Origin of the sequence: Cystobacter fuscus DSM 2262, assembly GCF_000335475.2 — a bacterium.
Lineage (GTDB): Bacteria > Myxococcota > Myxococcia > Myxococcales > Myxococcaceae > Cystobacter > Cystobacter fuscus.
In genome coordinates, this window is the sequence record NZ_ANAH02000066.1 from 242,112 (window position 1) to 268,012 (window position 25,901).

General features: G+C 66.8%; 25 protein-coding genes. 10 read left to right on the plus strand and 15 right to left on the minus strand.

All coding sequences use genetic code 11. The features are described 5' to 3' along the window. Positions 1-114: 114 nt before the first annotated feature. Complete coding sequence (locus tag D187_RS41565; RefSeq protein WP_002629843.1) at positions 115-762, plus strand: TetR/AcrR family transcriptional regulator; 648 nt, start codon at positions 115-117, stop codon at positions 760-762. A gap of 48 nt (positions 763-810) precedes the next feature. Here the strand turns inward: D187_RS41565 and D187_RS57295 are convergent, their stop codons facing one another. The 4 genes from D187_RS57295 to D187_RS41585 form a co-directional block, all read right to left on the minus strand. Beyond that, positions 811-1,125, minus strand: coding sequence for a hypothetical protein (locus D187_RS57295; RefSeq protein WP_002629842.1), 315 nt, complete (start codon positions 1,123-1,125; stop codon positions 811-813). A gap of 128 nt (positions 1,126-1,253) precedes the next feature. Continuing rightward, positions 1,254-2,975 carry a glycoside hydrolase family 99 protein gene (locus D187_RS41575; RefSeq protein ID WP_002629841.1) on the minus strand — a complete coding sequence of 574 codons (1,722 nt, stop codon included), beginning with the start codon at positions 2,973-2,975 and terminating at the stop codon, positions 1,254-1,256. A gap of 175 nt (positions 2,976-3,150) precedes the next feature. After that, the gene (locus D187_RS41580) at positions 3,151-4,050 is read right to left on the minus strand and encodes a hypothetical protein (RefSeq protein ID WP_043434225.1); all 900 of its coding nucleotides are present in this window, start codon (positions 4,048-4,050) and stop codon (positions 3,151-3,153) included. 43 nt (positions 4,051-4,093) lie between these two features. Next, positions 4,094-4,729 (minus strand): LysE family translocator, encoded by a 636-nt coding sequence (locus D187_RS41585; RefSeq protein ID WP_002629839.1) that lies wholly within the window; start codon positions 4,727-4,729, stop codon positions 4,094-4,096. A 144-nt stretch (positions 4,730-4,873) separates the two neighbouring features. Here D187_RS41585 and D187_RS41590 point away from each other — a divergent pair, with 144 nt between their 5' ends. Further along, positions 4,874-5,245, plus strand: a complete 372-nt coding sequence (locus D187_RS41590) for a hypothetical protein (protein ID WP_002629838.1) — start codon at positions 4,874-4,876, stop codon at positions 5,243-5,245. A gap of 93 nt (positions 5,246-5,338) precedes the next feature. Next, on the plus strand, positions 5,339-7,162 hold the full coding sequence (locus tag D187_RS41595) for a glycoside hydrolase family 3 protein (protein ID WP_002629837.1): 1,824 nt from the start codon (positions 5,339-5,341) through the stop codon (positions 7,160-7,162). Between the two features lie 43 nt (positions 7,163-7,205). Here the strand turns inward: D187_RS41595 and D187_RS41600 are convergent, their stop codons facing one another. The 4 genes from D187_RS41600 to D187_RS41615 all read right to left on the minus strand — a co-directional run bounded on the left by D187_RS41600 (position 7,206) and on the right by D187_RS41615 (position 12,036). Further along, positions 7,206-8,249, minus strand: coding sequence for a prenyltransferase (locus D187_RS41600; protein ID WP_245591960.1), 1,044 nt, complete (start codon positions 8,247-8,249; stop codon positions 7,206-7,208). A gap of 151 nt (positions 8,250-8,400) precedes the next feature. Beyond that, a complete protein-coding gene (locus D187_RS41605; RefSeq protein ID WP_002629835.1) occupies positions 8,401-8,847 on the minus strand; it encodes a DUF441 domain-containing protein in 447 nt (148 codons plus the stop codon). 84 nt (positions 8,848-8,931) lie between these two features. Then, positions 8,932-10,365: an aldehyde dehydrogenase family protein gene (locus D187_RS41610; RefSeq protein WP_002629834.1), complete on the minus strand. Its 1,434-nt coding sequence runs from the start codon at positions 10,363-10,365 to the stop codon at positions 8,932-8,934. Between the two features lie 33 nt (positions 10,366-10,398). Then, a complete protein-coding gene (locus D187_RS41615) occupies positions 10,399-12,036 on the minus strand; it encodes an acetolactate synthase large subunit (RefSeq protein WP_002629833.1) in 1,638 nt (545 codons plus the stop codon). Positions 12,037-12,136: 100 nt separating this feature from the next. Between D187_RS41615 and D187_RS41620 the strand changes: the two genes are divergently transcribed. The 5 genes from D187_RS41620 to D187_RS41640 all read left to right on the plus strand — a co-directional run bounded on the left by D187_RS41620 (position 12,137) and on the right by D187_RS41640 (position 16,858). Further along, a complete protein-coding gene (locus D187_RS41620) occupies positions 12,137-13,021 on the plus strand; it encodes a LysR substrate-binding domain-containing protein (protein ID WP_043434227.1) in 885 nt (294 codons plus the stop codon). A gap of 228 nt (positions 13,022-13,249) precedes the next feature. Further along, positions 13,250-14,281, plus strand: coding sequence for a hypothetical protein (locus D187_RS41625; RefSeq protein WP_002629831.1), 1,032 nt, complete (start codon positions 13,250-13,252; stop codon positions 14,279-14,281). Between the two features lie 104 nt (positions 14,282-14,385). Further along, complete coding sequence (locus tag D187_RS41630; protein WP_002629830.1) at positions 14,386-15,312, plus strand: YopT-type cysteine protease domain-containing protein; 927 nt, start codon at positions 14,386-14,388, stop codon at positions 15,310-15,312. Positions 15,313-15,392: 80 nt separating this feature from the next. After that, on the plus strand, positions 15,393-16,271 hold the full coding sequence (locus D187_RS41635; protein ID WP_002629829.1) for a GNAT family N-acetyltransferase: 879 nt from the start codon (positions 15,393-15,395) through the stop codon (positions 16,269-16,271). After that, positions 16,265-16,858 (plus strand): SMI1/KNR4 family protein, encoded by a 594-nt coding sequence (locus tag D187_RS41640; RefSeq protein ID WP_043434230.1) that lies wholly within the window; start codon positions 16,265-16,267, stop codon positions 16,856-16,858. The genes D187_RS41635 and D187_RS41640 overlap by 7 nt, the downstream gene beginning before the upstream one ends. 10 nt (positions 16,859-16,868) lie before the next feature. Here the strand turns inward: D187_RS41640 and D187_RS41645 are convergent, their stop codons facing one another. The 7 genes from D187_RS41645 to D187_RS41675 form a co-directional block, all read right to left on the minus strand. Then, positions 16,869-17,777, minus strand: coding sequence for a WG repeat-containing protein (locus D187_RS41645; protein ID WP_002629827.1), 909 nt, complete (start codon positions 17,775-17,777; stop codon positions 16,869-16,871). Between the two features lie 69 nt (positions 17,778-17,846). Further along, positions 17,847-18,032, minus strand: a complete 186-nt coding sequence (locus D187_RS41650; RefSeq protein ID WP_002629826.1) for a hypothetical protein — start codon at positions 18,030-18,032, stop codon at positions 17,847-17,849. A 115-nt stretch (positions 18,033-18,147) separates the two neighbouring features. Next, a complete protein-coding gene (locus tag D187_RS41655; RefSeq protein WP_002629825.1) occupies positions 18,148-19,182 on the minus strand; it encodes an SGNH/GDSL hydrolase family protein in 1,035 nt (344 codons plus the stop codon). A 189-nt stretch (positions 19,183-19,371) separates the two neighbouring features. Then, positions 19,372-20,796: a DcaP family trimeric outer membrane transporter gene (locus tag D187_RS41660; protein ID WP_211241639.1), complete on the minus strand. Its 1,425-nt coding sequence runs from the start codon at positions 20,794-20,796 to the stop codon at positions 19,372-19,374. 51 nt (positions 20,797-20,847) lie between these two features. Next, the gene (locus D187_RS41665; RefSeq protein ID WP_002629823.1) at positions 20,848-21,618 is read right to left on the minus strand and encodes an amino acid ABC transporter ATP-binding protein; all 771 of its coding nucleotides are present in this window, start codon (positions 21,616-21,618) and stop codon (positions 20,848-20,850) included. Between the two features lie 16 nt (positions 21,619-21,634). Next, complete coding sequence (locus D187_RS41670) at positions 21,635-22,420, minus strand: amino acid ABC transporter permease (protein WP_002629822.1); 786 nt, start codon at positions 22,418-22,420, stop codon at positions 21,635-21,637. 40 nt (positions 22,421-22,460) lie between these two features. Further along, positions 22,461-23,222 carry an ABC transporter substrate-binding protein gene (locus tag D187_RS41675; RefSeq protein WP_002629821.1) on the minus strand — a complete coding sequence of 254 codons (762 nt, stop codon included), beginning with the start codon at positions 23,220-23,222 and terminating at the stop codon, positions 22,461-22,463. A gap of 519 nt (positions 23,223-23,741) precedes the next feature. On the opposite strand from D187_RS41675, the gene D187_RS41680 reads away from it, so the two are divergent. Together D187_RS41680 and D187_RS41685 are read left to right on the plus strand one after the other, a co-directional pair. Next, entirely contained in the window at positions 23,742-24,335 is a 594-nt protein-coding gene (locus tag D187_RS41680; protein ID WP_002629820.1) for a PadR family transcriptional regulator, read from the plus strand. Further along, positions 24,325-25,884: an apolipoprotein N-acyltransferase gene (locus tag D187_RS41685; protein WP_002629819.1), complete on the plus strand. Its 1,560-nt coding sequence runs from the start codon at positions 24,325-24,327 to the stop codon at positions 25,882-25,884. Before D187_RS41680 ends, D187_RS41685 begins: the two co-directional genes overlap by 11 nt. Positions 25,885-25,901 lie beyond the last annotated feature (17 nt).

Below are 25,901 nucleotides of genomic sequence, written 5' to 3' on the forward strand. Positions count from 1 at the left end.
CTCGCCGGTGCCTCGGGGTCGAGACTCCGGCTGGACGAGTCCTGTCGGCAACAGTAAGGACCGGCTCGCGGGCGCGAAATTCGCATCCGGCTCAGGTTTGGGAGACGCGGTGCCATGAGCGGACGCAACCGGGCTTCCCCTCGGAAAAGGCCCCGCCAGGAGCGCGCGAAGGCCACGGTGGAGGTGATCCTCGAGGCGGCGGCTCACGTTCTGGTCAGCTCTGGCTACGAGGGCACGACGACCAAGCAGGTGGCCGAGCGGGCCGGAGTGAGCATCGGCTCGCTCTACCAGTACTTCCCGAGCAAGGAGGCCCTGGTCGCCATGCTGGTCGAACGGCTGCACCAGCGTGTCCTGGGCATCCTCGCCGACAAGCTGGTGCCGCGCCCGATCACGGATCTGGAGCGGGAGGTGCGGGAGTTGGTGCGGTCGCTGGTGGACGTCTACGGGGTGAATCCGGAGCTGCAGCGGGTGCTCCTGGAGCAGGCGCCGCGCATCGGCCCCCTTCAGGTCGTGCAGGAGATCGAGGCGCGCGTGGAGTTCCTCGTCCAGGGGGTGCTCTCACAGAACCTGGAGTTCGAGCGTCCACGCAACCTGGGCATGGTCGTCTTCATCATCATCCGCGCCCTGCGCAGCGCCGTCTGGGCCGCGGTCGTCGAGCGGCCCGAGCTGATCGGCACCCCCGAACTCGTGGAGGAGCTGAGTGCGTTGGTGCTCGGCTACCTGCGGCCTCGCGCCCCCGGCCCGGCTCGCCCGGAGCCGTAGGCGCGCAAAGACAGGGCCCCGGGCGGGCAGCCGAGGGGCTCTGGTGTCTCAGCTCACCGAGTGGGGCGCCACCTGATGGCCGAGCTCGCTCGGCGACTTCAGGATGGAGGCGTGGCCGCCGTGCTGGACGCGCTGCTTCTCGTCGTAGGGCGGCGAGAACGTTTTGGCGATCTTGTTGTAGGTGCCCATGATGAGGATGGAGGGCGCCCACTGGCCGATGAAGTTCGCCCAGGTCCTGCGGCCCGAGATCATCAGGATGGCGCTGACGGCCATGCATCCCACGGCGACTCCGAGGAAGCCGATGGAGGGAATGCGCCGCGTCTGGAGTTCGACCTCGGTGGTGAGCGTGTCTTCGTTCTTCATGTCTGCCTCCGTGCAAGAGGAACGGTGTGCGGACACGTTGTGCATGTGACGACGCGGTGGAGACGGCGCGGCCTCCACTCGGATGCCCACCCGCCTGCTTTGCGGATGGGCGCCCAAGGGCCCGAGGGCTACTGGCGGATGAGCTGCACGTCGTCCAGGTGGACATAGCTGCTACCGCTGGTGGCCTGGGTGTGGAGGCCGAACTCCAGGTAACCCGCGGTCACGGCGAGGGTGGGCGTCTCCAATTGGGTCCAGGCGCCGTACGTGCCGAGGTTCGTGGCGGCGGGGGAGCAGGAGGCGCACGTCTTGGCCTGGAGGCGGGAGAAGCCGAAGTCACCGCCCTTGCGGACCCAGGCACGCACCCGGTAGTTGCCGTTGGGCAGGCCGTTGATCGTCTGGTACGTCCACGTCTCGAAGGCCCCCGGGCTGTAGTGGGTCAGGTGGTTGGCGCTGTTGTAGCCGCCGTTGTAGGTCTCGGTGAACGCGGCCCCGGCGGTGCCATTGGGTGACCAGGTGTTCCAACCCGTCATGCCGGACTCGAAGCCGCTGTTGGTGACCGTGGGATTCGTGGGAGGCGGCGGATTCGTGGTGCCCCCACCGAGAATGGTCGCTGCCTTGTCCGGCTGCAGGGCCACGAAGTAGTTGAAGGCCTCGTTGAGCTGGCTCTGCTTGGACGCATCGCCCGCGTACTGCTTGCGCTGCTCATACAGCTTGCCGATGAGCTCCAGCTGGCTCTGCCCGTAGGGCACGCCGAGCTTCTGTTGCAGGGTGGTCAGGAAGCCGTAGCCGTACTCGCGCGTCGGCTCGATCATCGTGCCTTCGCCATAGTCGTTCCAGGTGGCGAGCTGGATCCAGTTCACGCCACTGTTCTTGGCCATGTCCATGGTCTGGCCAAACGTGCCCGTCCCGTTGTAGGGCAGGGACCAGGTCGGGCCGCCCCAGCCACCCGCCGTGTAGAAGGTGTTGAAGCCGGGGTAGGCCACGCCGAACTTCACGCCCAGCGGACGGTTGTTATAGAAGTTCTGCAACCCGGTCGTGAAGTCCGAGTAGATCCACGGGTACTCGCCCTGGGCGTTGGCCCCGGCATCGCCGTTCTGGTACCAGAGCGTCAGGAAGGTCGGCTTGGTCGACAGCGGCGAGAAGATGTTGCTCCAGTCGCCCGGCGACTTGAACGTCTGTGGACCGAAGTCCAGGAGCAGCGGAGCGTTGTTGATCTTGATGTAGTTGCCGCGGGAGAAGTAGTTGTCCCGCATGTAGATCATGTCGTTGCGGGCCGCGGCGTACTTGTCGGGAACGGAGCAGCCGTAGCCGGGCGCCAGCGTGAGGTTGTTGTCCTCGTAGACGATGGCGAACTCCAGACCCGCCGCGGCCGTCTTGTTGATGAAGGCCTCGGCGTTCTGCTTGTTCTTGGGGTAGTCCACGCAGTTGAGCGTGCCGGGCCAGTCGATGAGCACGCCATCCACGCCCGCGTACTTCATGAGCAGCAGCTGGTACTCGATCACATCCTTGTCGCCCGACCCGTACGGTCCGATCAACGGGTAGTAGTGCGAGGCGATCTGCCGCTTGCCCGTGCCATCCACCACGTTGGGATTCTTGTTGGCCATGGTCCAGTGGACGCCCCAGGAGCCATTGCCCGAGGTGGTATTGCTCTCGAACCAGGGCATCAGGTGGACGTAGACCTTCTTGGTGAAAGTCTTGCTCACGGCCAGGGGCGCGCTCACGGCGGCCGAGGGCTGTTCCGCGCCCGGACGGCTCTCACTCCCCGTCTCCGACGGCGTGGAACCACATCCCGCCAGCACGAGCGCGGCGAACACTCCGGCTCCCTCGTTCACGAAACGATGACGCGTCATGGCTCTGCTCCTTGGCTCGCAGGGCCTCGCCACGCCCTATCGGGAAGAGGGGGGACGGGGGTGGGAGGCCGTGATGAGGCAACGCGGGCGATGGCTCGCCGCGCGGCGCTCATTAGCACGAATCCGAACAAGCAGAAGAACGGATTAATCTAGGAAATGTTGGAAAAACGGAGAATCACTCGGAGTCCGGGTGGCGGCGGGCGCTCTTGTCGGCCAGCTCGTCATGGTGGCGTCCGATGCGCGCGAGGACCACGAACGCCCCCACGAAGAACAGGGGCAGGAGCAGCCCGCGCAGGACCACCCCGAGCACGGCCCCGTCGGCATCGTCGGTGCGTGACAACAACTTCGCGCCGGGAGCGTTCTGGAGGCCCGCGGCGGAGGCGGCCTCCTCCATGAGCTGGGCGCCGTTCGCGCTTCCCAGCGCGGAGGGGACGACGGTGTCGACGACGTCCTCGGTGTTGAAGCCCCAGCGGCAGTCCTCCTCGTAGGCGGAGTCGTATTGGCGGCAGAGCAGCCACGCGGGCACGGGTTGCGCGGGGGTCCATCCCCTGGGGACGATGGGCGCGAGCTTCACGTTCCTCAGGCCGGTGCCCTCTCGCCCGAAGGCCCGCTCGAAGGCGAGGTCCGTTCGCTGCGTCGCGCCCAGCAGGTGGAAGGCCCCTCCGAGCGTGCCCGGCAGCTCACGCACCTCGACGGTGCGCACCAGCAGACCCACCTGGGTGAGCGGCCCGGAGAACACGACCAGGGAGAAGAACAGGCCCAGCGCCGCGAGCGCGCCTCCGGAGGCCGTGTAGTAGACCGGGTCGAAGCCGAAGTAGCCGGCGATCTGCCGCACCCCTCCGAAGACCAGGGGGAAGCTGAAGAAGGTCGCGCAGACACCGAGGAGCATGCTCTGCTCCATCACCCACCCGAGGGCGCAGCCGTAGAGCCCCGCGTACACCAGTCCGCACGCCACGAAGGCGCGGAAGCTGGACGGGCCCGCGCCTTCCTCCAGCCGCCAGATCCAACTCCGGGCCAGCACGAAGAGCGCCACCGCGAGCACGAAGGCGAACGCCAATGTGAGCATCGCTTGCATGTTCACCTTTCACGGGCACGACGAGGATTCGAACCGCTGGGAGTCAAGCGCTCCGCCACTCCTTGAAGACCGTCAGCACCGCGACGAGCACCATCAGCGCGCCGAGACCCCGGCCGATCGCGGCGCTGGCGCGGGGGTTGGACTCGAGCCAACCCCGTGCCCTGTCTCCCACCAGCACGACCGCACCGTACACGGCGGCCTGGGTGAGCGCGATGATCACCCCGAGCACCAGCGCCTGCATCCACGTGGGCCCGTACTCCGGCCGCAGGAACTGGGGGAACACGGCGAGCATGAAGAGGTAGGCCTTGGGGTTGAGCAGGTTCGTCACCATGCCCTGGCGGAACGTGGCCGAGGCCTCGGGCTCGCCCTCGAGGGGGGCGGCGGTGAAGGCCGCTCCGCTCCGGAACAGGGAGAGGCCGATCCACGCCACGTACAGGGCGCCGAGCCACAGCAGGAGGTTGAACGCGGCCGGGATGACCTGCAGCAGCACGGCGGCCCCCGTCGCGGCGACCACCACGTGACAGGCGCCCCCCGAGACGATCCCCGCCACCGCGGACAGCCCCGCGCTCCGCCCACCTCCCAGGGAACTGGCGAGCACGAACGCCATGTCGAGACCTGGCAACGCGACAATCCCAAACACCAGGACGAAGAAGAGCCACAGATGGGCCGTGTGTTCCATGATCGGCGGCGAGTGTATCACCCGCCCGCGCCAGGTCCTCGACCCGCCCGTCCTCCGGGGCGCGGTGATGGGATGGCGCGAGAAAAGGCGGGAACCCGTTTCCGCGCGAGTTGTCCGAGAACCGCATTCACACGAGGAGGACACATGAACGAGGCATTCGTGGCCGGTGGCTGGGGCATGTACCCGACCCTGTTGGCGGGACTCGGGCTGCTGGGGGCGAGCCTGCGCTACGCGCGGCGCCCCGAGACGCGGTACGTGCCCCTGCTGGTGACCCTGGGGCTCTTCACGCTCCTGGCCGGAGCGCTGGGCTTCTTCAGCGGGGTGATCGTCCTGCTGGGTGCCTACACGGGCCCTCTCGCGGACCAGAGCCCCCGCGTGCTCTTCCTCATCGGCCTGTACGAGGCGCTGCACAACGTGGCGCTGGCGCTCCTGCTCACCACGCTCTCGGCGCTGGTGGCGTCCGTGGGCGCCCTGCGTCTGGCCGTGGGTCCGCGCTTCCTCGCGCCCCGGGCCTGAATCGTTTCCGCACTCCACCCCATGGATGCGGGGCCCGTGTTCCCGGGTATGGTCCGCGAAACCCGACTTACCCCCCTGGAAGATGGAACGCCCATGATCAAGTTTGGTGGAAGGTGGTTCACGTCCATCGCGCTGTGCGGACTGATGCTCGGAAGCGCCGGTTGCGAGGAGGAGCCGCCTCCGGCGCCTCCCGTCACCCCGGACTGTAGTACTCCGCCCGAGGTGTCCTCGCCGGACTGGGTGCCCTGCCGTTTGAAGGAGATGACGCTCGAGGAGAAGGTGGGTCAGCTCTTCATGACCCATGCCTATGGGACGAGCGTCGCGGATGCGGATCCGAAGATGGTGGAGAGCAACCGCAAGGACCACGGGCTGGACACGGCGGAGCAGCTCGTCGAGCGCTACCACCTGGGCGGCATCATCTACTTCACCTGGGCCAACAACCTGAAGACCCCGGAGCAGATCGCCCGGCTGTCCAATGGGTTGCAGGAGGTGGCGATGCGCCAGGAGCGGGCCATCCCCCTGCTCGTCGCGACGGACCAGGAGCATGGCGTGGTGGTGCGGGTGGGCGAGCCGGCCACCCAGTTTCCCGGCAACATGGCCCTGGGCGCCACGCAGGACGTGGAGACCGCGCGCCAGGCGGCGGCCATCACCGGGCGGGAGCTGCGCGCCCTGGGCATCAACCAGAACTTCGGCACGGTCGCGGACGTCAACAGCAACCCGCTCAACCCCGTCATCGGCGTGCGCTCCTTTGGATTGGATCCCGCGCGGGTCGCGGCCTTCACGCAGGTGCAGGTGGGCGCCCAGCAGGGCGAGGGCACCGCGTCCACCGTGAAGCACTTCCCCGGCCACGGCGACACGGACGTGGACAGCCACTACGGGCTGCCCATCATCAATCACAGCCGGGCGCAGTTCGACGCGGTGGACCTGCCGCCGTTCGTGGCCGCCATCGACGCCGAGGTGGATGCCATCATGTCCGCTCACATCGTGGTGCCCGCGCTGGAGAGCTCGGGCCTGCCGGCGACGCTCAGCCACGCCATCATGACGGACCTGCTGCGGGGCCAGCTCGGCTTCAAGGGCGTGGTGGTCAGCGACTCGCTCTCCATGCAGGGCGCGAAGCCCTACGGTGACCAGAGCGACGTGCGCGTCCCCGTGGAGGCACTCAAGGCCGGTGTGGACCTGCTCCTCATGCCGCAGCGCATCGAAGTGGCCTACAACGCCGTGCGCGACGCGGTGAACAGCGGGGAGGTCAGCCAGGAGCGGCTCGATGAGGCGGTGGGACGCATCCTGACGCTCAAGCAGAAGCGCGGCGTGCTCGCCCAGCCCCTGGTGGATCTCTCCGGACTCCAGCGGGTGGGCGCCGCCGAGCACCTGGCCGCCGCCAACGCCATCACCGAGCGCGGCATCACCCTGGTGAAGAACGAGGCAGGTGTGCTGCCATTGAAGCCCGAGGCGGGCAAGGTGCTGGTGACGGGGTGGGGCGCCACGGCGACGGCCACCCTGACGCAGGAGCTGGCCCGGAGGGGCCGGTCCGTGGAGACCCTGGAGACGGGCACCTCGCCGACGCAGGCGAAGATCGACGAGGCGGTGGCCTCGGCCGCGCGCGCGGACGTCACCGTGGTGCTGGTCAACCGCGTCTGGACGTCGAAGCAGCAGCAGGCGCTGGTCCGCGCGCTCCAGGGCGCGAACAAGCCGGTGGTGGTCGTCTCGGTGCGCGAGCCGTATGACATCTCCCACCTGCCGGAGGTGTCCACCTACGTGGCCACCTATGGCTTCCAGCCCGTCTCCATGAAGGCGCTGGCGCGGGTGCTGTTGGGAGAGGTGAACCCCTCGGGCCGGCTGCCCGTGGCCATTCCCGAGGTGGGCACGGCCTCCGGGGTGCTCTACCCGGTCGGGCACGGCCTTTCTTACGGCGGGTAGGCGTTGAAGGAGGAGGCCCTCGGGATGCCGAGGGCACTCCGGCTCAAGTCGTCACACCCACGGGCGGGGGACTGGCCTGATTCCGATTGCGGCGAGCCAGTGCGCGCAGCAGGAGGAAGCCTCCCAGATAGAGATACAGCGGGAAGAGCTCGAGGGCGAAGAACGAGAAGCCAGGCTTGAGGATGATCATCCCGATCAGCGCGGCCGAGCCTCCCAATCCATTGTGGGTGGAGGCCACGTAGGGGATGATCCACATCGTCTCCTTCTTCTTCCAGGCCCCCCGCTGAAGCCGCCAGGCGTAGCCCAGCCCCATGAACGCCGTGGTGCTCAGGGCGAGGATGACGACGCCCGGTACGCCCGCCAGGTAGAGCGGAATCAGCGAGAGGTACGCCGCGATCATTCCAATGCCATGGACCTTCACGGCGTTCTCGATTCCAATGCGCACCACCAGGGTCTTCTTCCAGGTCGTCGCGTCGCTCTCCCAGTCGGCCATGTTCATGACCATCATCCGGATGTACTCGATGATGCCGAGCGGGATGAGGACCAGCAGCAGCGTATGGGGCCGCAGTCCGCCGCTCTGGAGGCAATAGCCGAGCAGCGGAACCAGGGTGTTGAGCACCAGGGTGACGGTGAACTCGCCCATGCCCACGGCCTCCAACTTGAGCGGCGGTGCACTGTACTGCCAGGAGAAGAAAATGGCGGCCAGGCCGAGGAGGCGGGCGCTGTTGGTCGGCATGAGCAGGGCGAGAGCGATGGACACCACCGTCAAGGCATACGCGATGTACAGGGAGTGCCGCGGCTCCATGATCCCTTTCACGAGGATCCGGCTACCGCCTGTCCATGGTGAGGGAGACGTGTTGGCCCGGTCTGGCTCCAGGTCATAATACTCATTGGAGTAATGCGTCATCAGGTGGGTGATCCACGTGAAGAGCACGCCATGAATGAAGCGGGAGGCATCAATGGCGCCGCCCGATACGGTGGGGATGATGGCTCCCACCGTGTAGAGAATGGGGCTGTACAGCAGGAATTTGACGCGGCCGAGTGCCAGCAGGTGTCTGAAAGTCGAGTGCGCGGTCATGGTATTCATGATGATGCCACGTCGCGTTATAAGTGGGGAGTGTGTTTTGTTTTATCGAAAATCGAGAGGGAGGACTCTCGATTTTCGAGGACTCCCATTTGCTACCACCCGAGCAAGTGCAGCCGCCTCTGTCGGGGTTTACCGCTGGCGGACGTGGCGCTCACTGCCGACCAAGCATCAACGACAGCAATCCCGCCGCAATCAGTGGCCCGACCGGCACACCCCGGAACAGGGCCACACCCAACACCGTTCCCACCAGCAGCCCCGCCACGATGGTCGGCTGGCTGCTCATCAGCATTACACCGCGCCCACCCAGCCAGGAAACAAACACCCCAACCGCGATAGCCACCAGCGATTTCCAGTGAAGAAAAGATTGAAAAAGTGTCGATGGGGGCAAGGTTCCGCTGGCGATCGGCGCCATCACGCCGATTGTAAGAATAGTGATACCGATGAGCAGCCCCTTTTTTTCCACCCAGGGGAAGAACTGATTCAGCGGCGTCATGCGGATGACGATCAGGACGAGGATGGAGACGGCGACCGGCTTGTTGTGGCTGATGAACCCCAGCGCTGCGAGCGCGAGCAGGATGAGCAGCGTCGTATCGAACATTTAAAGCTCCTTACCAAAAAAGCAGTAACCGTTCACCGACTCAGGCCGCGTTCGAGAGCTGGACCGACGTCTGAGAGGGCAGCTTCATCCCTGGCGCAGGACGAGCAGCCGCGGCTCGGTCATGTCCTCGATGGCGTACTTCACGCCCTCGCGCCCCAGCCCCGAGCCCTTCACGCCCCCATAGGGCATCGTGTCGACGCGGAAGCTCGGCACGTCCCCCACGATGACGCCCCCCACCTCCAGTTCGTCCCAGGCCCGCATCGCCTTGGACAGCTCGTTCGTGAAGAGGCCCGCCTGCAGCCCGTAGCGCCCGTCGTTCACCGCGCGCACTGCCTCGTCGAACGCACGGAAGGGCTCGAGCAGCACCACCGGTCCGAACGCCTCTTCCGCGGACAGCGGCTCGTCGGCCGGCACGCCCTCCAGCACGGTGGCCTCGAGCAGCGCGCCCCGCCGTCCTCCTCCGGCCAGCACGCGCGCTCCCCGCGCCACCGCGCGCTCGATCCACCCCTGCAGCCGCCGGGCCGCGGGCTCATCGATCATGGGTCCGAGCGTGGTGGTCTCGTCCCTGGGGTTCCCCGAGCGCAGCGCCCGCGCCCTCGCGACGAGCCGCTCGCGCAGCGCGCCGTACAGCGACTCGTGCACGAGCACGCGCTGCACCGAGATGCAGCTCTGTCCCGCCTGGTAGAAGGCGCCATGGGCCACGCGGTCCGCGACGAAGTCCAGGCGCTCGCCCTGGTCGTGGTCCACCACGCACGCCGCGTTGCCGCCCAGCTCCAACACCACCTTCTTGCGGCCGGCGCGCGCCTTGAGCTCCCACCCCACCTTCTCCGAGCCGGTGAACGACAGCAGCTTCAGCCGCTCATCCTCGATGAAGGGCCCCACGTCCGCGAGCCGGGTGGGGAGGACGGAGAAGGCGCCCTCGGGGAGCGCCGTCTCGGCGAGCACCTCGGCCATGAGCATCGCGCTCACGGGGGTGCGGTCCGACGGCTTGAGCACGAAGGGGCAGCCCGCGGCGATGGCGGGCGCCACCTTGTGCGCCACCAGGTTGAGCGGGAAGTTGAACGGCGTGATGAACGAGCACGGGCCCACGGGCACGCGCTGGGTGAAGCCCCGGTAGCCGGCCGCGCGCGGCGAGACCTCCAGGTTCAGCACTTCGCCCTCGTTGCGCACGGCCTCCTCGGCCGCCGCCTTGAACGTGTCGATGAGCCGGGTGACCTCGCCCCGCGCGTCGCGCAGGGGCTTGCCCGCCTCGATGCAGAGCGCGAGCGCGAACTCCTCGGCCCGCTCGCGGAAGCGGCGCGCGCAGTGCTCGAGCACCTCCTGCCGCGCGTAGGGCGCCAGGCGCCGCATCGGGCCGGTCGCGCGCACCGCCGCGGCGATGGCCTCCTCCACGGCGCCCGCGTCCGCGAGCGCCACGTGGGTCACGACCTCGCCCGAGTACTTGTCGGTCACGGCCAGCTCCGCGTTGGGCTGCTTGGGGCGGTTGGCCAGGTAATACGGATAGCGTTCAGCCAGCATGGTGTTCCTCGCTTTCGGTCTCGTGTTCGGGGCTCAGCGCGCGGCTTCCTCGGCACCGGCTCCGAGCGCGCGCGAGTTGTCCGAGTAGTCGATGGGCAGGTCGATGACGTGCACGCCGCCCGACTCCAGGCAGCGCGCGAGCGTGGTGCCGAACTCCGAGGCGCTCGTCGGGCGGTGTCCCCGCGCGCCGTATGCCTCCGCGTAGCGGACGAAGTCCGGGTTGCCCAGCTCCATGCCGAAATCCGGCAGCCCCATCTGGCCCTGCTTCCAGCGGATCATCCCGTAGCCGTCATCGCGCACCACGACCACCGTCAGATCCATCCGCAGGCGCACCGCCGTCTCCAGCTCCTGCGAGTTCATCATGAACCCGCCGTCACCGCAGATCGCGACCACCTTGCGCCGTGGGTACACCAGCCTGGCGGCGATGGCGGACGGGAGCCCGGCGCCCATCGTGGCGAGCGCGTTGTCGAGCAGCAGCGTGTTGGGGCGGCGGCAGCGGTAGTAGCGGGCGAACCAGAGCTTGTACATGCCGTTGTCCAGGCAGACGATGCCGTCGTCCGGCATGGCACGCCGCACCTCGGCCACGAGCCGCGCGGGGTAGATGGGGAAGCGGTCATCGTCGATGCCGCGCGTGAGCTGCGCGTCGAGCCCCATGCGGGCCCGCTCGAAGGACGAGAAGTCCCAGTGCGCGCGCGGGCCACCGACACCCTCGGCGATGCGCCACACCGCGTTGGCGATGTCGCCCGTCACCTGCACTTGGGGGAAGTACACGGGGTCCACCTCGGCCGAGGAGAAGTTCAGGTGGACGACGGTGCGGCGGTTGTCGCGCATGACGAAGGGCGGCTTCTCGATGACGTCATGGCCCACGTTGACGATGCAGTCCGAGGCCTCGATGGCCCGGTGGACGAAGTCCCCGTCGGAGAGCGCCGCCGTGCCCATCCAGAGCGGATGTGTCTCGTCCACCACGCCCTTGCCCATCTGGGTGCTGAAGAAGGGCATGCCCACGCGATCCACGAAGACGCGGAGCATCTCCGAGGTGAGTTTGCGATTGGCGCCCGCGCCGATCATCAGCAGCGGGCGGCGGGCGGACGCGATGGTCTCGACGGCCTGGGCGATGGAGGCCTCGTCGGCCACGGGCCGACGGGGGGTGTAGGGGGCGAGGGGAGGGGCGTCGGAGGTCTCACGGGCCACGTCCTCGGGCAGCTCCAGGTGCGTGGCTCCGGGGCGCTCCTCTTCCGCGCGGCGGAACGCCTCGCGCACCGCCGAGGAGACGTGATCGGCGGAGATGAGCGTGCGGGTGGACTTGGTGAGCGGCCGCATCATTCCCACGACGTCGACGATCTGGAAGTGGCCCTGCTTGCTGGCCCGGATGGGCTTCTGCCCGGTGAGCATGACCATGGGCATGCCGCCGAGCTGGGCGTAGGCCGCGGCGGTGACGAGGTTGGTCGCGCCGGGCCCGAGCGTCGCGAGGCACACGCCCGCGCGCCCGGTGAGCCGGCCCCAGGTGGCGGCCATGAAGCCCGCGGCCTGCTCGTGGCGGGTGACGACGAGGCGCAGGCCCGAGGCGCGCATCGACTCGAGCAGGTCCAGGTTCTCCTCACCCGGGAGTCCAAAGACACACCGCACGCCCTCCGCTTCGAGCGCTTTGACGAACAGATCCGATGCCTTCATGGGGTTTCTCCTTCGCGACGAGGGGAAATGTAAAGAAGACCCACGATTCGTCCATTCGTTTGTTCCCATGGAGTCGATAGGTATTGCCTATGATGGGGGGATGGAGCTGCGCCACCTCCGCTACTTCTCCGCCGTCGCCGACACCCTCCACTTCGGACGTGCCGCCCGGCACCTGCACGTCTCGCAGCCCACGCTGTCGCAGCAGATCCGCCAGCTCGAGGAGGAGCTGGGCTCGCCACTGTTCGAGCGCGCGCGCACGGGGGTGCGGCTGACGCAGGCGGGAGAGCTGTTCCGCACGTACGCCTCGCGCGCGCTGGAGGACGTGGACGCGGGCAGGGTGGCGGTGAGCGCGCTGCGGGGACTGGCCACGGGAGCGCTGCGCGTGGGCTACCCGCCGAGCATGCGCGGCGTGGTGGTGCCGGCGCTGGCCGCCGTGCTGCGCAAGCACCCGCGCCTGGCGCTGAGCGCCGAGGAGGCTCTCGTGCGGCGGGTGGAGCGGCGCCTGGCGGACGGCAAGCTGGACGTGGGGTTGGCGTATGCGCCCGCGCGCTCACCGGACCTGGACGCGGAGCCCGTGTTCGACAGCAGGCTCGCGCTCGTCGTCGCGCGGGGACATGCGCTGGCGGGAGCGGAGTCCGTGGGGGTGAAGCAGCTCGTGGACGAGCCCTTCGCGCTGCTCTCGCGCGGCTCGCGCGTGCGCGGGCGCGTGGACGCCTACTTCGACGCCATGCGGCTCGCCCCGCACATCGCGCTCGAGTCGAACGCGGTGGCCACGGTGCTCGCGATCGTGCGCGCGGGCCTCGCCGTCACCGTGCTGCCCGAGCCGCGACTCGCCGAGGCCGAGCGGCTCGTGGTGAAGCGCCTGTCTCCCGCGCCGCGCTCCGAGCTCGCGGCGTTGCTGTGGCGCAAGGGCGCGCCACGCACCCCCGCGGCGGAGTTGTTCGCCGCGGAGGTCCGCGCACGGGCCCGGGAGTCCGGGGCCTGAGTGGACTGAGAGGGGGCTGTAGGTGTGGAGGGACCGATGAGGGGTAGTGACGGGGCTTGTGCGGACTTTGCCGCCCGAGGTCATCTTCGCCTTCGGTGCGCTCGTTCCGCGATTCCGGATTTTTCTCTTTTTGATGTTATGCCAGGCTGCCCAATGCCATCCTGACAACGCGACCCAACCCGCGGTGACGCACTTGGAAGAGCTGTCAGCGAAGAAGGAGCGGAGAGCATGCCACGCACCAGGAACCACTTTGTCCACCTCTATGCGAGCAAGTCCGCGACGGACTACGAGCCCGCCGTCATCCTTCCTCCAGGCACGCACGTCGGCATGTTGCCCCATGAGCAACCCAAGGCGGGATTCACGATTGCTCGTCTCGTTCCAGTCGTTGCGCTGGTGGAGCCCACCCAACAGCGGTGGCGCGAGGGCTGGCTGCGAACCACGGATCTCGCCGACAACATCGAGGCGCCCTCCATGGTCTCCAGCTCCCTCACGGGGCGCAGCTATGGTGCTTACCCACACGCATGGAATGGTGCGCCACTCGACCTCTGGACGACTGAGGACATGTGCAAGCACTGCGATGCCGAGCGCGAGCAGCATCGCCTGCTCGAAACAACGGTGGATGGTCTCGAAGAGCAGATCAAGCGATGGTCCAAGCCCTTGCGCACCGTCAGCCCCGGAACCATCGAGAATGCCACGAGCAACACGCAGAAAGACAAGCTGCGCAAGAAGTACCAGAAAGAGGACGAGGGCAGACGAACAGCCATGATAGATGCCCCCCGGTTGGAGGGGACCATCCAGGATGCACTGAGGCTCTACCAGGCGCTGATGAACAAGGAGGGCTTGACGGTGAAGGGAGACAAGATGGCCCTCGGCTACAGCGACACCACCGCGGAGATGATCGGTGTCCTGCAAGTCGCCGACAGCGACAACGTGTATGCCAGCCATAGCGGCCAACACTCGAACGCGGGGTTCGCCAAGGTGGCCGAGTCCCTGGGTTTCATCTATGCCGGGCCGGTGACCGGTACCGTTCGCAATCGGTCCGGAGCACAGGCGGCTCGGAGCGCGCAGGATGTGAGCCAGTACAAGTGCGCGGCTCCGCGACTCATTCATGCCGCCATCCAGGCGGGAGAGTGGCCGTACAGCATGACGGAGGTCTGGTTCGAGCCCTCGAAAAGCCACGCCATCTACCCGGATCGCCACACGATCGAGTCGTGTGACAACTGCCGGAAGATCGTGCCGTTGATGCTCTGCCCAGACTAGACGGACACGCGGCCCGAGCAAGGAGTCCCGAGCGTACGGGGGCCCGTGGCTTGCTTCGCATCCCGCCATCCCTCTAGGATTTCACCCAATGTGCAGGAGGAGCCATGACCCAGAAAAATTTCGAGGAGCTGACCACCAAGTGTGGCGGAAAGTACAAGTGGTGGAACCAGAGCACCTATTGCAAGCAGGTGGCCAAAAGGCATCAAGAGGGCGTGTGTGCGGCCAGCTCCATCGTTTTCCTCTACAGCACCTTCCTGCGCGGGCATGACTTCGCTGACTCGGGGCAGGTAGAGGGTCTGGTGAAGAGCTTCAAGGAGTATCAAGACGCGCACCCGCCCCTCGAGCGCACGACTGTCCAGGAGGATGACGAAGATGAGGATGACCTGGAGATGCTCAACTTCGGTATCCACTACGACGACCCGTCCCGCCTGTTCCCCTTGATCAAGGCTCATGATGTGGGGGATTACTGGAAGTTTCGTGGACAGTGGAATGAGGAGAAGAAGAAGTACGAGAGCACGGACTCGAAAAAACATGCCAAGAAGGTGAAGAAGTTGGTGAATGGCATGTCGTCGAAGGTGATGGGCCGCCAAGAGCCGACAAATCCACCACTGAGCTTCCGGAAGCTGATTCGCTGGCGAGGCGTGGAGAATCTGGTCAACCTGCAAGACATCGAGAGCTCCTCATCTCAAGAAGAGCGCATGCCCTACGAGCGCGCTGAGTTGATGATGGATAAAGCCTCCAACAAGCAATTGAAGATCGTCCGCCGAGCCCTCCTGTTCAACTCGAAGGTGCCCTTTTCCGCCGGGCGGCTGGAACCGATCCTCTCCTATCATGGATGCTATTACGTCCATGTCACCCGGCACGCGATGGCGGCATACGTGGACCGGCGCGTGGGTAAATACAAGTACTTCGAGCCCAATGCGGGGATCGCGACATTCAATTCCGCCGAGGACCTGATGGAATTCACCTCGGCCTGGCTGAAGGATGAGTACGCGGACAGATCCTCCGTGGGGTTCTATCATTTCCTCTGAAGCGCGGTCTCTTCCGGCCGCGCACACCCGCGGCGGATTTGGACGGCCGCCTGGCCCACGCGCCACGTACAATCCCCCGCATGGATTCGCATCTGGAGTTCCTGTTCGAGGGGTTGATCGGGAAGAACACCTACTATCCGGCCCAGCTCGGCCAACCGGTGCGGGTCGAACACACCGCGAACCACGCGGTCATCGACTCCGGCCACGAGACCGACACCTTCAACCTGGTGATCAGCAAGCGACTGGGTGAAGAAGGCCCGGCGCTGGCCGAACGTATCTGCGGGGAGTTCAACGCGAGGAGGCTGCCCGCGGCGTGGTGGACCTGCGATGAACTCCGGGAAGCCCCGCTCCTGGAAGCACTCGAGCGCCACGGCTTCGTCGAGGACGAGGCCGACGTGGGGATGCTCGCGGATCTCCGTGAGCTTCCGGTGCTGAACCCGCCTGCCGGACTGGAGATCAAGCTCGTGGAGAGGCCAGAGGAGATGGAAGCCTTCGGCCGCATCATCGCCTCGCTGTTCGAGCCGCCGGACGTCTACGTCCTGCCCTTCTACGAGAAGGTGGCCCGGCTGGGACGGCTCGCGGAGCGTCCACTGAAGCTCTTCCTCGGGTTCGTCGATGGCCGCCCGGTGGCGACGAGCTCCATCTATCTGGAGGGGGAGGGCGCGCACATCTTCGACATCAGCACCCTGGCCGAGCACCGCAACCGGGGCTACGGCTCGGCCATCACCCTCTTCTCCCTGTCCTTCGCGCGCTCTCTCGGCGCGAAGCGCGGCGCCCTTCAGGCCTCGCCGGACGGGGTGGGCATCTATCGACGGATGGGGTTCCGGGAGGTGTGTATGTTCCGGATCTACTCCAACAAGCGGGTGCTCAGGGAGGGCAGGTCCCCAGCTCTCACAATCCCCCCGTGTGGATTTCGCGCACTTCCAGTGTCGGGAACCGAGGAGCCGGAAACGTGCTGAGTGCCATTGAAGCCATTGCAGCCCTGAAGGATTGTCTCGAGCGCGAGAAGGACCTTCCCCTCAGAGCGGTGCGAGTGACGCCAGTTGATGCAAAGGAGCTGAGGCGGCTGGAAAGCACGCTGGGCAAGGTGCTTCCAGAAGCGTACCTTCAATTCATCACTCGGCACGGTCTGTTCTGCGCGACGAATTGGCGTGGCATGGAGCGAGCCCGAATGCTGAGCCCCGCGGAGGTGTTGGAGCGCCACGAATGGAACAAGGAGTTCGTGGAGGAGGACTCGTTCGGCGACGGGGAAGAAGAGAAGGAAGCCGCCCGCCGCGAGTTGGAGGTGAGGAGGCGGCTCGTTCCATTCCAATACATCGCGGACTCGTACGTGAGCGACTTCTACAGCTTCGATACGCAACTGTGCCGGGCCAAAGGGGCGCTCATCATGCAGGCCTACCACGACGATTTCGACCTCGCGACGTGGCTCCTGGATGAGACACCCGATCTCTCTGGCTGCACCTTCGACTTCGACGAGCACATGCGCTGGGTGCTCCGAGAGTGTCTGGAGGAAGGGTCGTGGGGCCGGATGGACAAGGCTGGATAGCTGGACGCGCTCACTCGGCGAGCAACACGACGGCGCGCCCGTGGGAGAAGGGCTGGGCCACGGCGAAGCGGGGCGTCACCGCCCAGCTTCCGTCCGGGCGAACGTAGCCGAACAGGCCGCCTTCCTTCACGGCGGCCAGGCCCTCGGAGAACGCCCCATTCACCGCCTCGAAGCGGGGCTCGATGACCTGGGCCCCCTTCTTGTCGATGAAACCATAGCGCCCCTTCACCTTCACCCGGGCGAGCCCCTCGTTGAACCAGCACTCGGACAGCTCGCCCTCCCAGCAGGAGATCGTGGGCTCCAGCACCCACGTGCCGGCCTCGTCCACGAAGCCGAACGTCTTTCCCTTCTGCACCAGCGCGAGGCCCTCCGAGAACGAGGTGCTCATCGTCTCGAAGGGATAGGTGGCGAGGCACGCTCCCTTCGGGTCGATGAGGCGCCAGTACTCGCCCTTGGGGGGCTTCTTGAGTGCGACCAGCGCCTTGCCCTTCAGGAAGGGGCGGGCCAGTCCGCCTCCGAAGCCATCCAGCACCACCTCGCCCTGGGGATTGATGTAGCCGTCCGTGGCCTTTGCCCCGGAGCGCATCACCGGTGCGAGCCCCGAGCCGAAGCGGCCCACGTTCGAGTACGCGGCTCCCGCGATGACGTACCTGGTGAAGTTGGCCTTGAACGCCACTGGCAACACGAGCGTGCCCCGCGTATCGATGAAGCCCGTGTCCGTCAGCGCCAGCCCATCGCTGAAGCCCGAGAAGGCGCGCCTCACCTTCAGCGCCTGCTGTCCCTTCACGTCGACAAAGGCCCAGCCATCCCCCGCGGGCATGCGGGCCAGCCCTTCGTTGAAGGTGAAGGGCGTTCCATGGGGGCTGGGGATGACCAGTTCCCCTGTCGTGTCGATGAAGCCGTAGCGGGTGGCGGACATGGCGCGGACCCTAGCCACCGGTTCCACATCTCGTCCACGCTCGAGGCCGCGTGCGGGTATGGCATCACGTCACGGCAGCAGTGCTTCCTTCTTCAGCAGCTTGTTCGCGAGCGTGGTGTAGGACCACTTGCCCTCTTCATCCACGAGCCCCTTCTCGAGCAGCTCGCGCAGCTTGGGACCGATCTGGCTGGAGTGGCCGACGAGGTGGTGGTCCGCGCTCACCTTCCCGATGGCGTCCTCGCGGTCATCCGCCACGACGAGTCTGGCGGACAGCGTGTCGGCGTAGGTGGAATAGTCACTGTAGCCGTTCCTGGACGCACTCCAGCGCCAGCGGGGGCCGGAGCATGGGCACCGGTTTCCGGCCGTGCCGCTACGGCTTGAAGTCGAAGTAACAACTCTTCTGGAAGTACGACGTCAGCACCTCGGCGATTGTCGCGTAGACCCCCTCGGAGGGGTGCAGCTTGTCGGAGACGGTGCCGTAGAGGAAATCCTCATCCAGGGCCGTGTCCGTGTACGTCAGCAGGGGAGCCTTCAGGACGTTCTTACCGACCCGGTCTCCCGGCTTGAACGTGTCGGGTTGCGCGAACGGGGCAAAGCCTTGCTTGGCCAGGAATTTCGGGGTCAGGATCTGCCCGATATCGAAGAATTCGAGCGTCGATTTATTGAAGAGGTGCTGAATCTTCACCTGGGCGGTGACGAGCTGCGCCAGCCGGTTGTTGAAGTTGCTCGCGCCCGTCGAGATCTTCTTCCGATGATTGGTGTCCACCTTCCTCGCCTCGGCGTCCTTCTTCGGATCGAAGAAGCGAGGCATGAACTGCGGATCGGGCAGGCCGACGATGACCACGTGGGACCCTGATGCTTCGTTCAGGAGGTTCTGCGCTGTCTCGAAGACGTACTCCGCGACCTTTGGCATCGCCGACGGGTCCCGGTTGACGGTGACGACGTCGTTCGCGCCGATCCAGATGATGAAGAGGGTCTGGCTGTCGGCGAAAACGCGCGACGTGTCCTTCTTGCGATCCTCCATGTACTTCGCCACCTCGTCCTTGAGCGTCGACAGGACTCCCGAGGCAAACCAGCCCCCCCAGTCCTGGCCGTCGGAGGAGTGCAGGGCGGTGGCGCCCCCTTCCGCGTAATTGGCGAGCTCCATCTTGCCGCGGGGCCACGAACCGCCAGTCGCCAGGCGCAGATGCTTCTTCGATTTCTCCACCGTCTTCTTCACATCTTCGCGGTAGAAGAGCTCCCCGCCGACGGACTCCCAGAAGAAATCGACCCAGTTCTTCCCGTCCGAGAAGCGGCCGTAGTCGTTGAGCTTCACCTGGGGGAGATTCGATAGGGCCCGATTGTACATATTGCCAATATCGGAGCAGCTATCGCCGAAGATGATGACTCTGGAGATCTTGTACATACCCGGCCTTCCGATCGCCTGCGTTCGTAAGACAGTGGCGAGCTTAGCGTATAGGCGGGATGCGTGTATGCACCTCGCCCGGCCAACGGCACCTGTCTCTGGGAGAGGGTGTTCGGCGCCTGGGCGCGACGAGCCGGCGGAGGGGCTCCCCTCGCCCCTCCAGCCGCCTCCACATGCAGATGCTCGGGTTTAGTTGATGTAGTACCGGGCCATGAAGTTCAGGCGCGTCATGTAGCCCTTCTCCCCGGCGAGCGTCCGGCGTTCGGCCAGACTCGCCTCGAGCCCCAGGTCGACGTTCTTCATCGGCGTGAAGATGGGGCCGAAGTTGGCCTGCTGGACGAAGCGGTTGATGCCGAAGCGGCCACTGTCGAGCCCGGTCGACACGGCGAGCTCGGTGAAATCGTCGTCGAAGTGGCGCGCCATGCCGTAGACCACATTGAAGCGCAGCCAGTCGGTGGGCTTGAACTGGTAGCCGACGAGGAAGCCGAGGGCCTTCTCGAGCCGGATCCGATTGGCTTCCGTCTCGTAGAGGGCGCCCTCGGAGTAGTTGAGGTAGCGCCCCACGCCCTTACCCCCTGTCACGCCGAAGGTGAAGATGTCGCTGCCGCGGACCTTCACGAGCCCGCTGACCGCGGCGCCCCAACCGCGCCGGATCGCGTCCACCTCCTCGCCATCCTTGACGCGCAGCTCCTGCGTCACGGCGCGCGCGCTCAGCGCACCCCACTGGAAGCTCTTGTCCCAGCGCACGACGAAGTCGGGCATGCGCGACAGGCTCGAGGCCATCACGGCGCCCTCCTCATCGAGCACATAGCTCGACGAGTTCTCGAGCGCGGCGGTGAAGGTGCCCAACGACTGGGTGACGTAGGAGTAGCGGATCTGCGGTTGGCGGATGATGGTCGCGCCCACGGGCCCGTTGAAGTCCACGGTCTCGGGGTAGTTGTCGATGTCCATGAAGGTGGACCAGGTCTGACCGATGAGCAGTCCGCCGAACTGACCGTACGCATGACGCAGGCGGAAGCCGTAGCTGCTCGTCAGCTGCTGCGTGATGACGTTCCGGGGGGAGCCGTACTGCGCGGTGTCGCCGGTACGTGGCTCGTTGTTGAAGTCACCTTCGACCTTCACCCCGAGGACGCCAAAGCGGGTCGGCATGCCCGCCTCGAGCCCCACCCGTGACGTGCGGGCGTGGACGAAGTCGCGGTGCTTGCGGTTGCCCTCGGGCGTGCCTTCGAGCGGCACGTAGGGGGAGAACGTCGCGTAGTCGATGTCGGAGTTGTCGCCCTGGAAGTCGTGATTCCAGTTCAGCTCCGCCCAGCCGTAGAACCGCATCGAGATGTCCGTGCCGGGCACGCGGAAGGAGCCGGGGATGTCACCCGTGACGACCGCGTCCTCTTGTTTCACCTCGACGGCGTCGAGCCGCTCCTCCGTGGTGGCCCCGGAGGTGGCCTCGGGCCGTGCCGCCTTGAGGGCGTCCATCTCCTCGCGAAGTCGCTTCAGCTCCGCGCGCAGTGCCTCGACGTCCGAGGGCCGTGGTTCTTGCTGTGCCTGCTCGGCGGCTGGGGCGGCGGAGCCCAGGAGCAGGACCGCGGTGGAGAGCCCTGCGAACGTCCGACGCATCCTCATCACTTTCATCTCCTCGGAGCCCATACGACTGCGCTGTCTGGGTGGTTAGTGCGCGAGCTGTCCCAGGAAGCCCCGGATCCGCTCGTTCTGTTGTTTGTCGAAGAACTCGTCGGGAGGAGCCTCTTGAAGCAGGCGGCCCTGATCGAAGAACAGGATCCGATCACCCACGTCACGGGCGAAACGCATCTCGTGCGTGACGACGATCATCGTCATGCCCGAGCGGGCGATGTCCTTCATCACGTCCAGCACCTCGTTGATCATCTCGGGGTCGAGGGCGCTGGTCGGCTCGTCGAAGAGCAGGATTTTCGGCTGCATCGCCAACGAGCGCGCGATGGCCACACGCTGCTGCTGGCCGCCCGAGAGCTGGTGCGGGTGTTTGTTCGCGTGGTCCTTCAGGCCCACGCGGGCGAGCAGCTCGAGCGCCGCGCGCTGGGCGTCCTGGCGTGGAGTCTTGCGGACGCGGCGGGGCGCGAGCGTGATGTTCTCGAGCACGGTGAGGTGCGGGAACAGATTGAACTGCTGGAACACCATTCCGACCTCGCGGCGGATCGCATCGAGGTTCTTCACGTTGTCATTCAGCTCGATGCCTTCCACCACGATCCGTCCGGAGTCGTGCTTCTCGAGCCGGTTGAGCGTGCGCAGGAACGTCGACTTCCCGGAGCCGGAGGCACCGATGATGACCGCGACCTCGCCCTCGTGGAAGCGGGTGGAGACATCGCGCAGGACATGCGCGGCGCCGAAGTGTTTGTTCACGCCCTCCACGGTGATGAGCGGCGTTTGTTGCGAGGCGGTGGGGGGGGGCTGGGCGAGCGACATGTTCTTGCGTGGGCCCTCAGGACCGCTGCTCGACGTCGAGCCGCTGTTCGATGGCACCCGAGATCTGGGTCAGCACGGTCGTGAGGAAGAGGTAGATGCACGCCGTCGCGATGAACACCGGCACGGGCTGGAACGTGGCGGCCTGCACCCGGTTGCCGACGTTGGACAGCTCCACGACGCCGATGACATACGCCAGCGAGGAGTCCTTGAGCAGCGCCACCACGTTGTTCACCAGGGGCGGCAGCGCGATCTTGAAGCTCTGCGGGAACACGATGTGGAGGAAGGTCTGCGCGGGCGACAGGCCCAGGGACCGGGCCGCCTCGGTCTGCCCCTTGGGAACCGCGAGGATGCCGGCCCGGAGCGCCTCGGCGTTATAGGCTCCCACGTTCACCGCGAGCGCCGCGGCCGCCGAGTTGAAGTCCGAGAGCTGGATTCCGGGAATGAGCAGCGGCAGGGCGAGGAACACGAACAGCACCTGCACGAGCAGGGGTGTGCCGCGGATCACCCAGATGTAGAGCCCAGCCACCCAGCGCAGCGGAGGGAAGGGCGCCAGCTTCGCCAGGGCGGCGAGCACGCCGAGCACGACGCCGACCAGTCCCGCGACGAGCGTCAGCTCCACGGTGACGCGCGCACCTTCCGCGAATTCCTGAGCGGCGGGGCCGATGGGCTCGGGCACCAGTGCGAGGGGAATGGCGAGCAGCCACAAGAAAGCCACCAGTACGACGATCGCCAGGGCGATGGTGGCGCTGCTGCGCTGTTGGCGCGTCCAGGCCTGGGGCCAGACGGAGAGAAGACCGTTCATCGAGGCGTCCGGCGCACAGTGATGTCGTCTTGGCGAGCGCTCACCGGCAGCGGATGTCTTCGTTGAAGTACTTCTTGGAGAGCGCCTCGTACGTGCCGTCGGCCATGGTTTCCTGGAGGGCCTTGTTGAGGGCCTCCACGAGCGAGGTGTTGCCCTTCTTCACCGCGGGGGCAATGTGCTCGATGAACACGAAGTCGCCAATCGTCAGGCCCGCGGAGGGGGCCGACTCCAAGGCGGCCTTGGCGACGAACTTGTCCGTCACCCACGCATCCACGCGACCACTGACGAGCGCGGTGCGCGCGTCGGTATCCTTCGGGAAGTTCTTCACGTCCTTCACCTTCGCGAGCTTCTGGACGTTCTCCAGATAGGTGGTGCCCGTCTGCACCGCCACCACCTTGTCGGCGAGATCCTCCGCCTTCCGGATGGCCGGGTTCTTCGTGACGATGACCCCGCCCGAACAGTAGTGGGGATTGGAGAAGGAGACGGCCTTGGCGCGCACGGGGGTGACGCCGAACGACGCGATCACCATGTCCCAGCGATCCTGGCGCAGGCCGGCGAGGAGCGCATCGAACGCGAGCGAGCGCCACTCGATCTGGACACCCATCTTCTTGGCCAGCGCCTCCGCGAGCTCGACCTCGAATCCCGTGAGCGTCGGGCCCCGGAAGAAGTTGAAGGGAGGGAAGCCGCCTTCGGTGGCGACGATGATCTTACCGTCCTTCTTGATCTCCTCGAACGTCCGAGCCTCGACAAAGGTGGTTACGAGGCACAGCGTCAGGGCGACAAGCCGACTCAGCAATTTCATGTGAACAACCCCTCCACGGATGCAGGCGCGCGGAGACTATTGCACCCGCCCCTTTCGAAACAAGGCTGACGATCAGAACTTCTCTCCGTGTCCCGCTCGCTCCGGGCGCGCACCCGCGGCCAGCCCCCGCCTCCCCGGGAATCCACGTGGGCGAGGACGCGCTCCGCCCCGCGCGGTCGCGCGAGCCCCTCCACCCGTCCCTCGAGCTCAGGCCACGAGTCCCAATCCCAGACTCACCCACCACGAGATTCTCGCTGTTCTCTCGAAACTCTTTCCCGGCACGGGCCTGGTTTCACGACGCCTTCGGGCGCTGAGCCTTCTCCACGGAGCGGCGCACCCGACGTCGGTCCTGTCCGGATGGTTGGCGTTCGTGAAACCTTCACTGCGCCGCACGCCCGGGCATGGCCGCCCGGGTGCACCTCCGTGATGGACGCGCGGCCAGGGTGCCCGCCCCACGGGGCGTCATTTCTCGTGGTGCATTTGTATCAGACTGATATATAGGGTGGGCAGGAGATCACCGTGGCGAGAGAGAACACCTGTCAGTTCGCGATCCTGGGGATGCTGTGCCGGGAGCCCATGAGCGGTTACGGCCTGCGTCAGGCCATCGAGCGGACGGTGGGGCACTTCTGGCAGGAGAGCTACGGCAACCTGTACCCGACGCTGGAGCGGATGGAGGGGGAGGGGCTGGTCGCGCTCGACCGGGAGGAGCATTCGCCAGGCGGGCGGGTGCGCAAGGTGTACCGGGTGACGGCGGAAGGGCGGCGGGTGCTCGCGCAGTGGTTGTGCCGACCGGTGGTGCCCCACGTGGAGCGCAACGAGTTGCTGCTCAAGCTCTTCTTCGGCGCCCGGGTGGGACCGGAGGCCTCGCTGGCGCACGTGGAGCGCAGCCGGGCCGAGGCCGAGGCGCTGCTGGCCGCGCTGCGGCCCATCGACGAGGACGTCCGCCGCTCGCGCGAGGGCGACCCGGAGCTGCCCTATCTGCATCTGTCCATTCGCGCGGGATTGCTCGGACTGGAGGCGCACCTGCGCTGGTGCGACGAGGCCCGAGAGGCGCTCCAGCGGCTGGCGCACATGAAGGATTCGAAAACGAAGGAGGAGCGGTATGAGCGGTGAAGAAGGCCCGCGGCGCCTGCCGGTGTTCCTGCCCTGGCTCGCCCTGGCGGGTGGGGCCGGCATGTCGATGCTCTTGAACTCGCGCGGGTCGCTGCTGCCCGGCTGGTTGATGGGCGCCTTGCTGCTCTTCTTCGTCCGCCAGCAGCGGCCGTGGGTGGGCTTCGCCGGCATCCTCGGCGTGAACACGCTCGCCACGGGCCTGACGAACCTCGAGGTGTTCCCGGGGTCCGCTGCGGGCAGTTTCGGGATGGCCTTTGGCGGCGCGCTCTTCCTGGCGCTGGTGTTCCTGGCGGACCGGCTCATCGTGGGGCCGCGAGCGTCCTTCGCGGGGACGCTCTTCCTGCCGGCGGCGATGACGTGGGTGGAGTTCTTCGGCAGCCTGGGCAACCCGTTCGGCACCTGGGGCTCGCTGGCCTACACCCAGGCGGGCGCGCCCGTGCTGGTGCAGCTCGTGTCGGTGACGGGACTGTGGGGCCTGACGTTCCTCCTGGTGTGGTTCGCCTCCGTGGCCAACTGGGCCTTCGAGCACCGGGACGAGGGGCGCCGCGTGCTGCCCGGAGTCGCGGCGTTCGCGGGCGTGCTGGTGGCCATCCTCGCCTTCGGCGCGCTGCGGCTCGCGGGGGCGGGGAGCGTGGGCGAGCGCGTACAGGTCGCGGGCATCACGGTGGCGGGGGAGGTGGCCGCGGGACGCGAGGCGGGGCTGTCCCGGCTCATCCAGGGCGAGGTCTTTGGTGACGAGGACTGGCGGGCCTTCGCCGAGGCCTCGGGGGCGGCGAACGAGGAGTTGTTGCGCCTGTCGGCGCGCGAGGCCGGGCGAGGGGCGAAGCTCATCCTCTGGTCCGAGGGCAACGCGGTGGTGCTGGCCGAGCAACTGCCGGACCTGCTCGCGAGGGGGAGCGCCCTGGCGCGCGAGCGCGGCGTGTGGCTCGCCATGGCGGTGGCGAGCCTCGAGCCCTCGGCGGAGCGCATGTTGCGCAACGAGCTCATCCTGGTGGGGCCGGAGGGGAGCGTGGCCTGGCGCTACGTGAAGGCCCGGCCGGTACCGGGTTGGGAAGCGGACCACTCCATTCCTGGCAGCCCGGAGGTGCCGGTGCTGCGGGACTCGGGCGTGGGGAACGTGGGCGGCGCCATCTGCTTCGATGGAGACTTCCCGGCGCAGTTCGCCGGACCCACGGCGCGGGGCCTCGAGCTGCTCCTGCTGCCCGCGAGCGACTGGCGAAGCATCAGCTCGCTGCACATGCGGCAGGCGGTGTTCCGCGCGGTGGAGCAGGGGTTCAGCATGTTGCGGCAGGCCAACCAGGGCACGTCGGTGGCGGTGGATGGCTACGGGCGCGTGTATGGCGAGTTGGACCACTTCACGACGGAGGAGCGGGTGCTGCGCGCGGAGTTGCCGGTGGGGCGGGTGCCCACGCTCTACGCGCGCATCGGAGATGCCGTGGGGGCGCTCTCCGGTCTGGTCGCGCTGGGATGGGTGGGCTGGGCCATCGTGGGAGGGCTTGCCCGGCGGTGGCGTGCGCGTGAGCGGCTTCACGCGCAGCCGGACGCTTGAAGCCGGCTCCTGGAGCG

Coding starts and splice junctions, on each gene's coding strand:
- D187_RS41565 (WP_002629843.1), top strand. CDS start 115: ATGAGCGGACGCAACCGGGCTTCCCCTCGGAAAAGGCCCCGCCAGGAG.
- D187_RS57295 (WP_002629842.1), bottom strand. CDS start 1,125: ATGAAGAACGAAGACACGCTCACCACCGAGGTCGAACTCCAGACGCGG.
- D187_RS41575 (WP_002629841.1), bottom strand. CDS start 2,975: ATGACGCGTCATCGTTTCGTGAACGAGGGAGCCGGAGTGTTCGCCGCG.
- D187_RS41580 (WP_043434225.1), bottom strand. CDS start 4,050: ATGCAAGCGATGCTCACATTGGCGTTCGCCTTCGTGCTCGCGGTGGCG.
- D187_RS41585 (WP_002629839.1), bottom strand. CDS start 4,729: ATGGAACACACGGCCCATCTGTGGCTCTTCTTCGTCCTGGTGTTTGGG.
- D187_RS41590 (WP_002629838.1), top strand. CDS start 4,874: ATGAACGAGGCATTCGTGGCCGGTGGCTGGGGCATGTACCCGACCCTG.
- D187_RS41595 (WP_002629837.1), top strand. CDS start 5,339: ATGATCAAGTTTGGTGGAAGGTGGTTCACGTCCATCGCGCTGTGCGGA.
- D187_RS41600 (WP_245591960.1), bottom strand. CDS start 8,249: ATGAATACCATGACCGCGCACTCGACTTTCAGACACCTGCTGGCACTC.
- D187_RS41605 (WP_002629835.1), bottom strand. CDS start 8,847: ATGTTCGATACGACGCTGCTCATCCTGCTCGCGCTCGCAGCGCTGGGG.
- D187_RS41610 (WP_002629834.1), bottom strand. CDS start 10,365: ATGCTGGCTGAACGCTATCCGTATTACCTGGCCAACCGCCCCAAGCAG.
- D187_RS41615 (WP_002629833.1), bottom strand. CDS start 12,036: ATGAAGGCATCGGATCTGTTCGTCAAAGCGCTCGAAGCGGAGGGCGTG.
- D187_RS41620 (WP_043434227.1), top strand. CDS start 12,137: ATGGAGCTGCGCCACCTCCGCTACTTCTCCGCCGTCGCCGACACCCTC.
- D187_RS41625 (WP_002629831.1), top strand. CDS start 13,250: ATGCCACGCACCAGGAACCACTTTGTCCACCTCTATGCGAGCAAGTCC.
- D187_RS41630 (WP_002629830.1), top strand. CDS start 14,386: ATGACCCAGAAAAATTTCGAGGAGCTGACCACCAAGTGTGGCGGAAAG.
- D187_RS41635 (WP_002629829.1), top strand. CDS start 15,393: ATGGATTCGCATCTGGAGTTCCTGTTCGAGGGGTTGATCGGGAAGAAC.
- D187_RS41645 (WP_002629827.1), bottom strand. CDS start 17,777: ATGTCCGCCACCCGCTACGGCTTCATCGACACGACAGGGGAACTGGTC.
- D187_RS41655 (WP_002629825.1), bottom strand. CDS start 19,182: ATGTACAAGATCTCCAGAGTCATCATCTTCGGCGATAGCTGCTCCGAT.
- D187_RS41660 (WP_211241639.1), bottom strand. CDS start 20,796: ATGCGTCGGACGTTCGCAGGGCTCTCCACCGCGGTCCTGCTCCTGGGC.
- D187_RS41665 (WP_002629823.1), bottom strand. CDS start 21,618: ATGTCGCTCGCCCAGCCCCCCCCCACCGCCTCGCAACAAACGCCGCTC.
- D187_RS41670 (WP_002629822.1), bottom strand. CDS start 22,420: ATGAACGGTCTTCTCTCCGTCTGGCCCCAGGCCTGGACGCGCCAACAG.
- D187_RS41675 (WP_002629821.1), bottom strand. CDS start 23,222: ATGAAATTGCTGAGTCGGCTTGTCGCCCTGACGCTGTGCCTCGTAACC.
- D187_RS41685 (WP_002629819.1), top strand. CDS start 24,325: ATGAGCGGTGAAGAAGGCCCGCGGCGCCTGCCGGTGTTCCTGCCCTGG.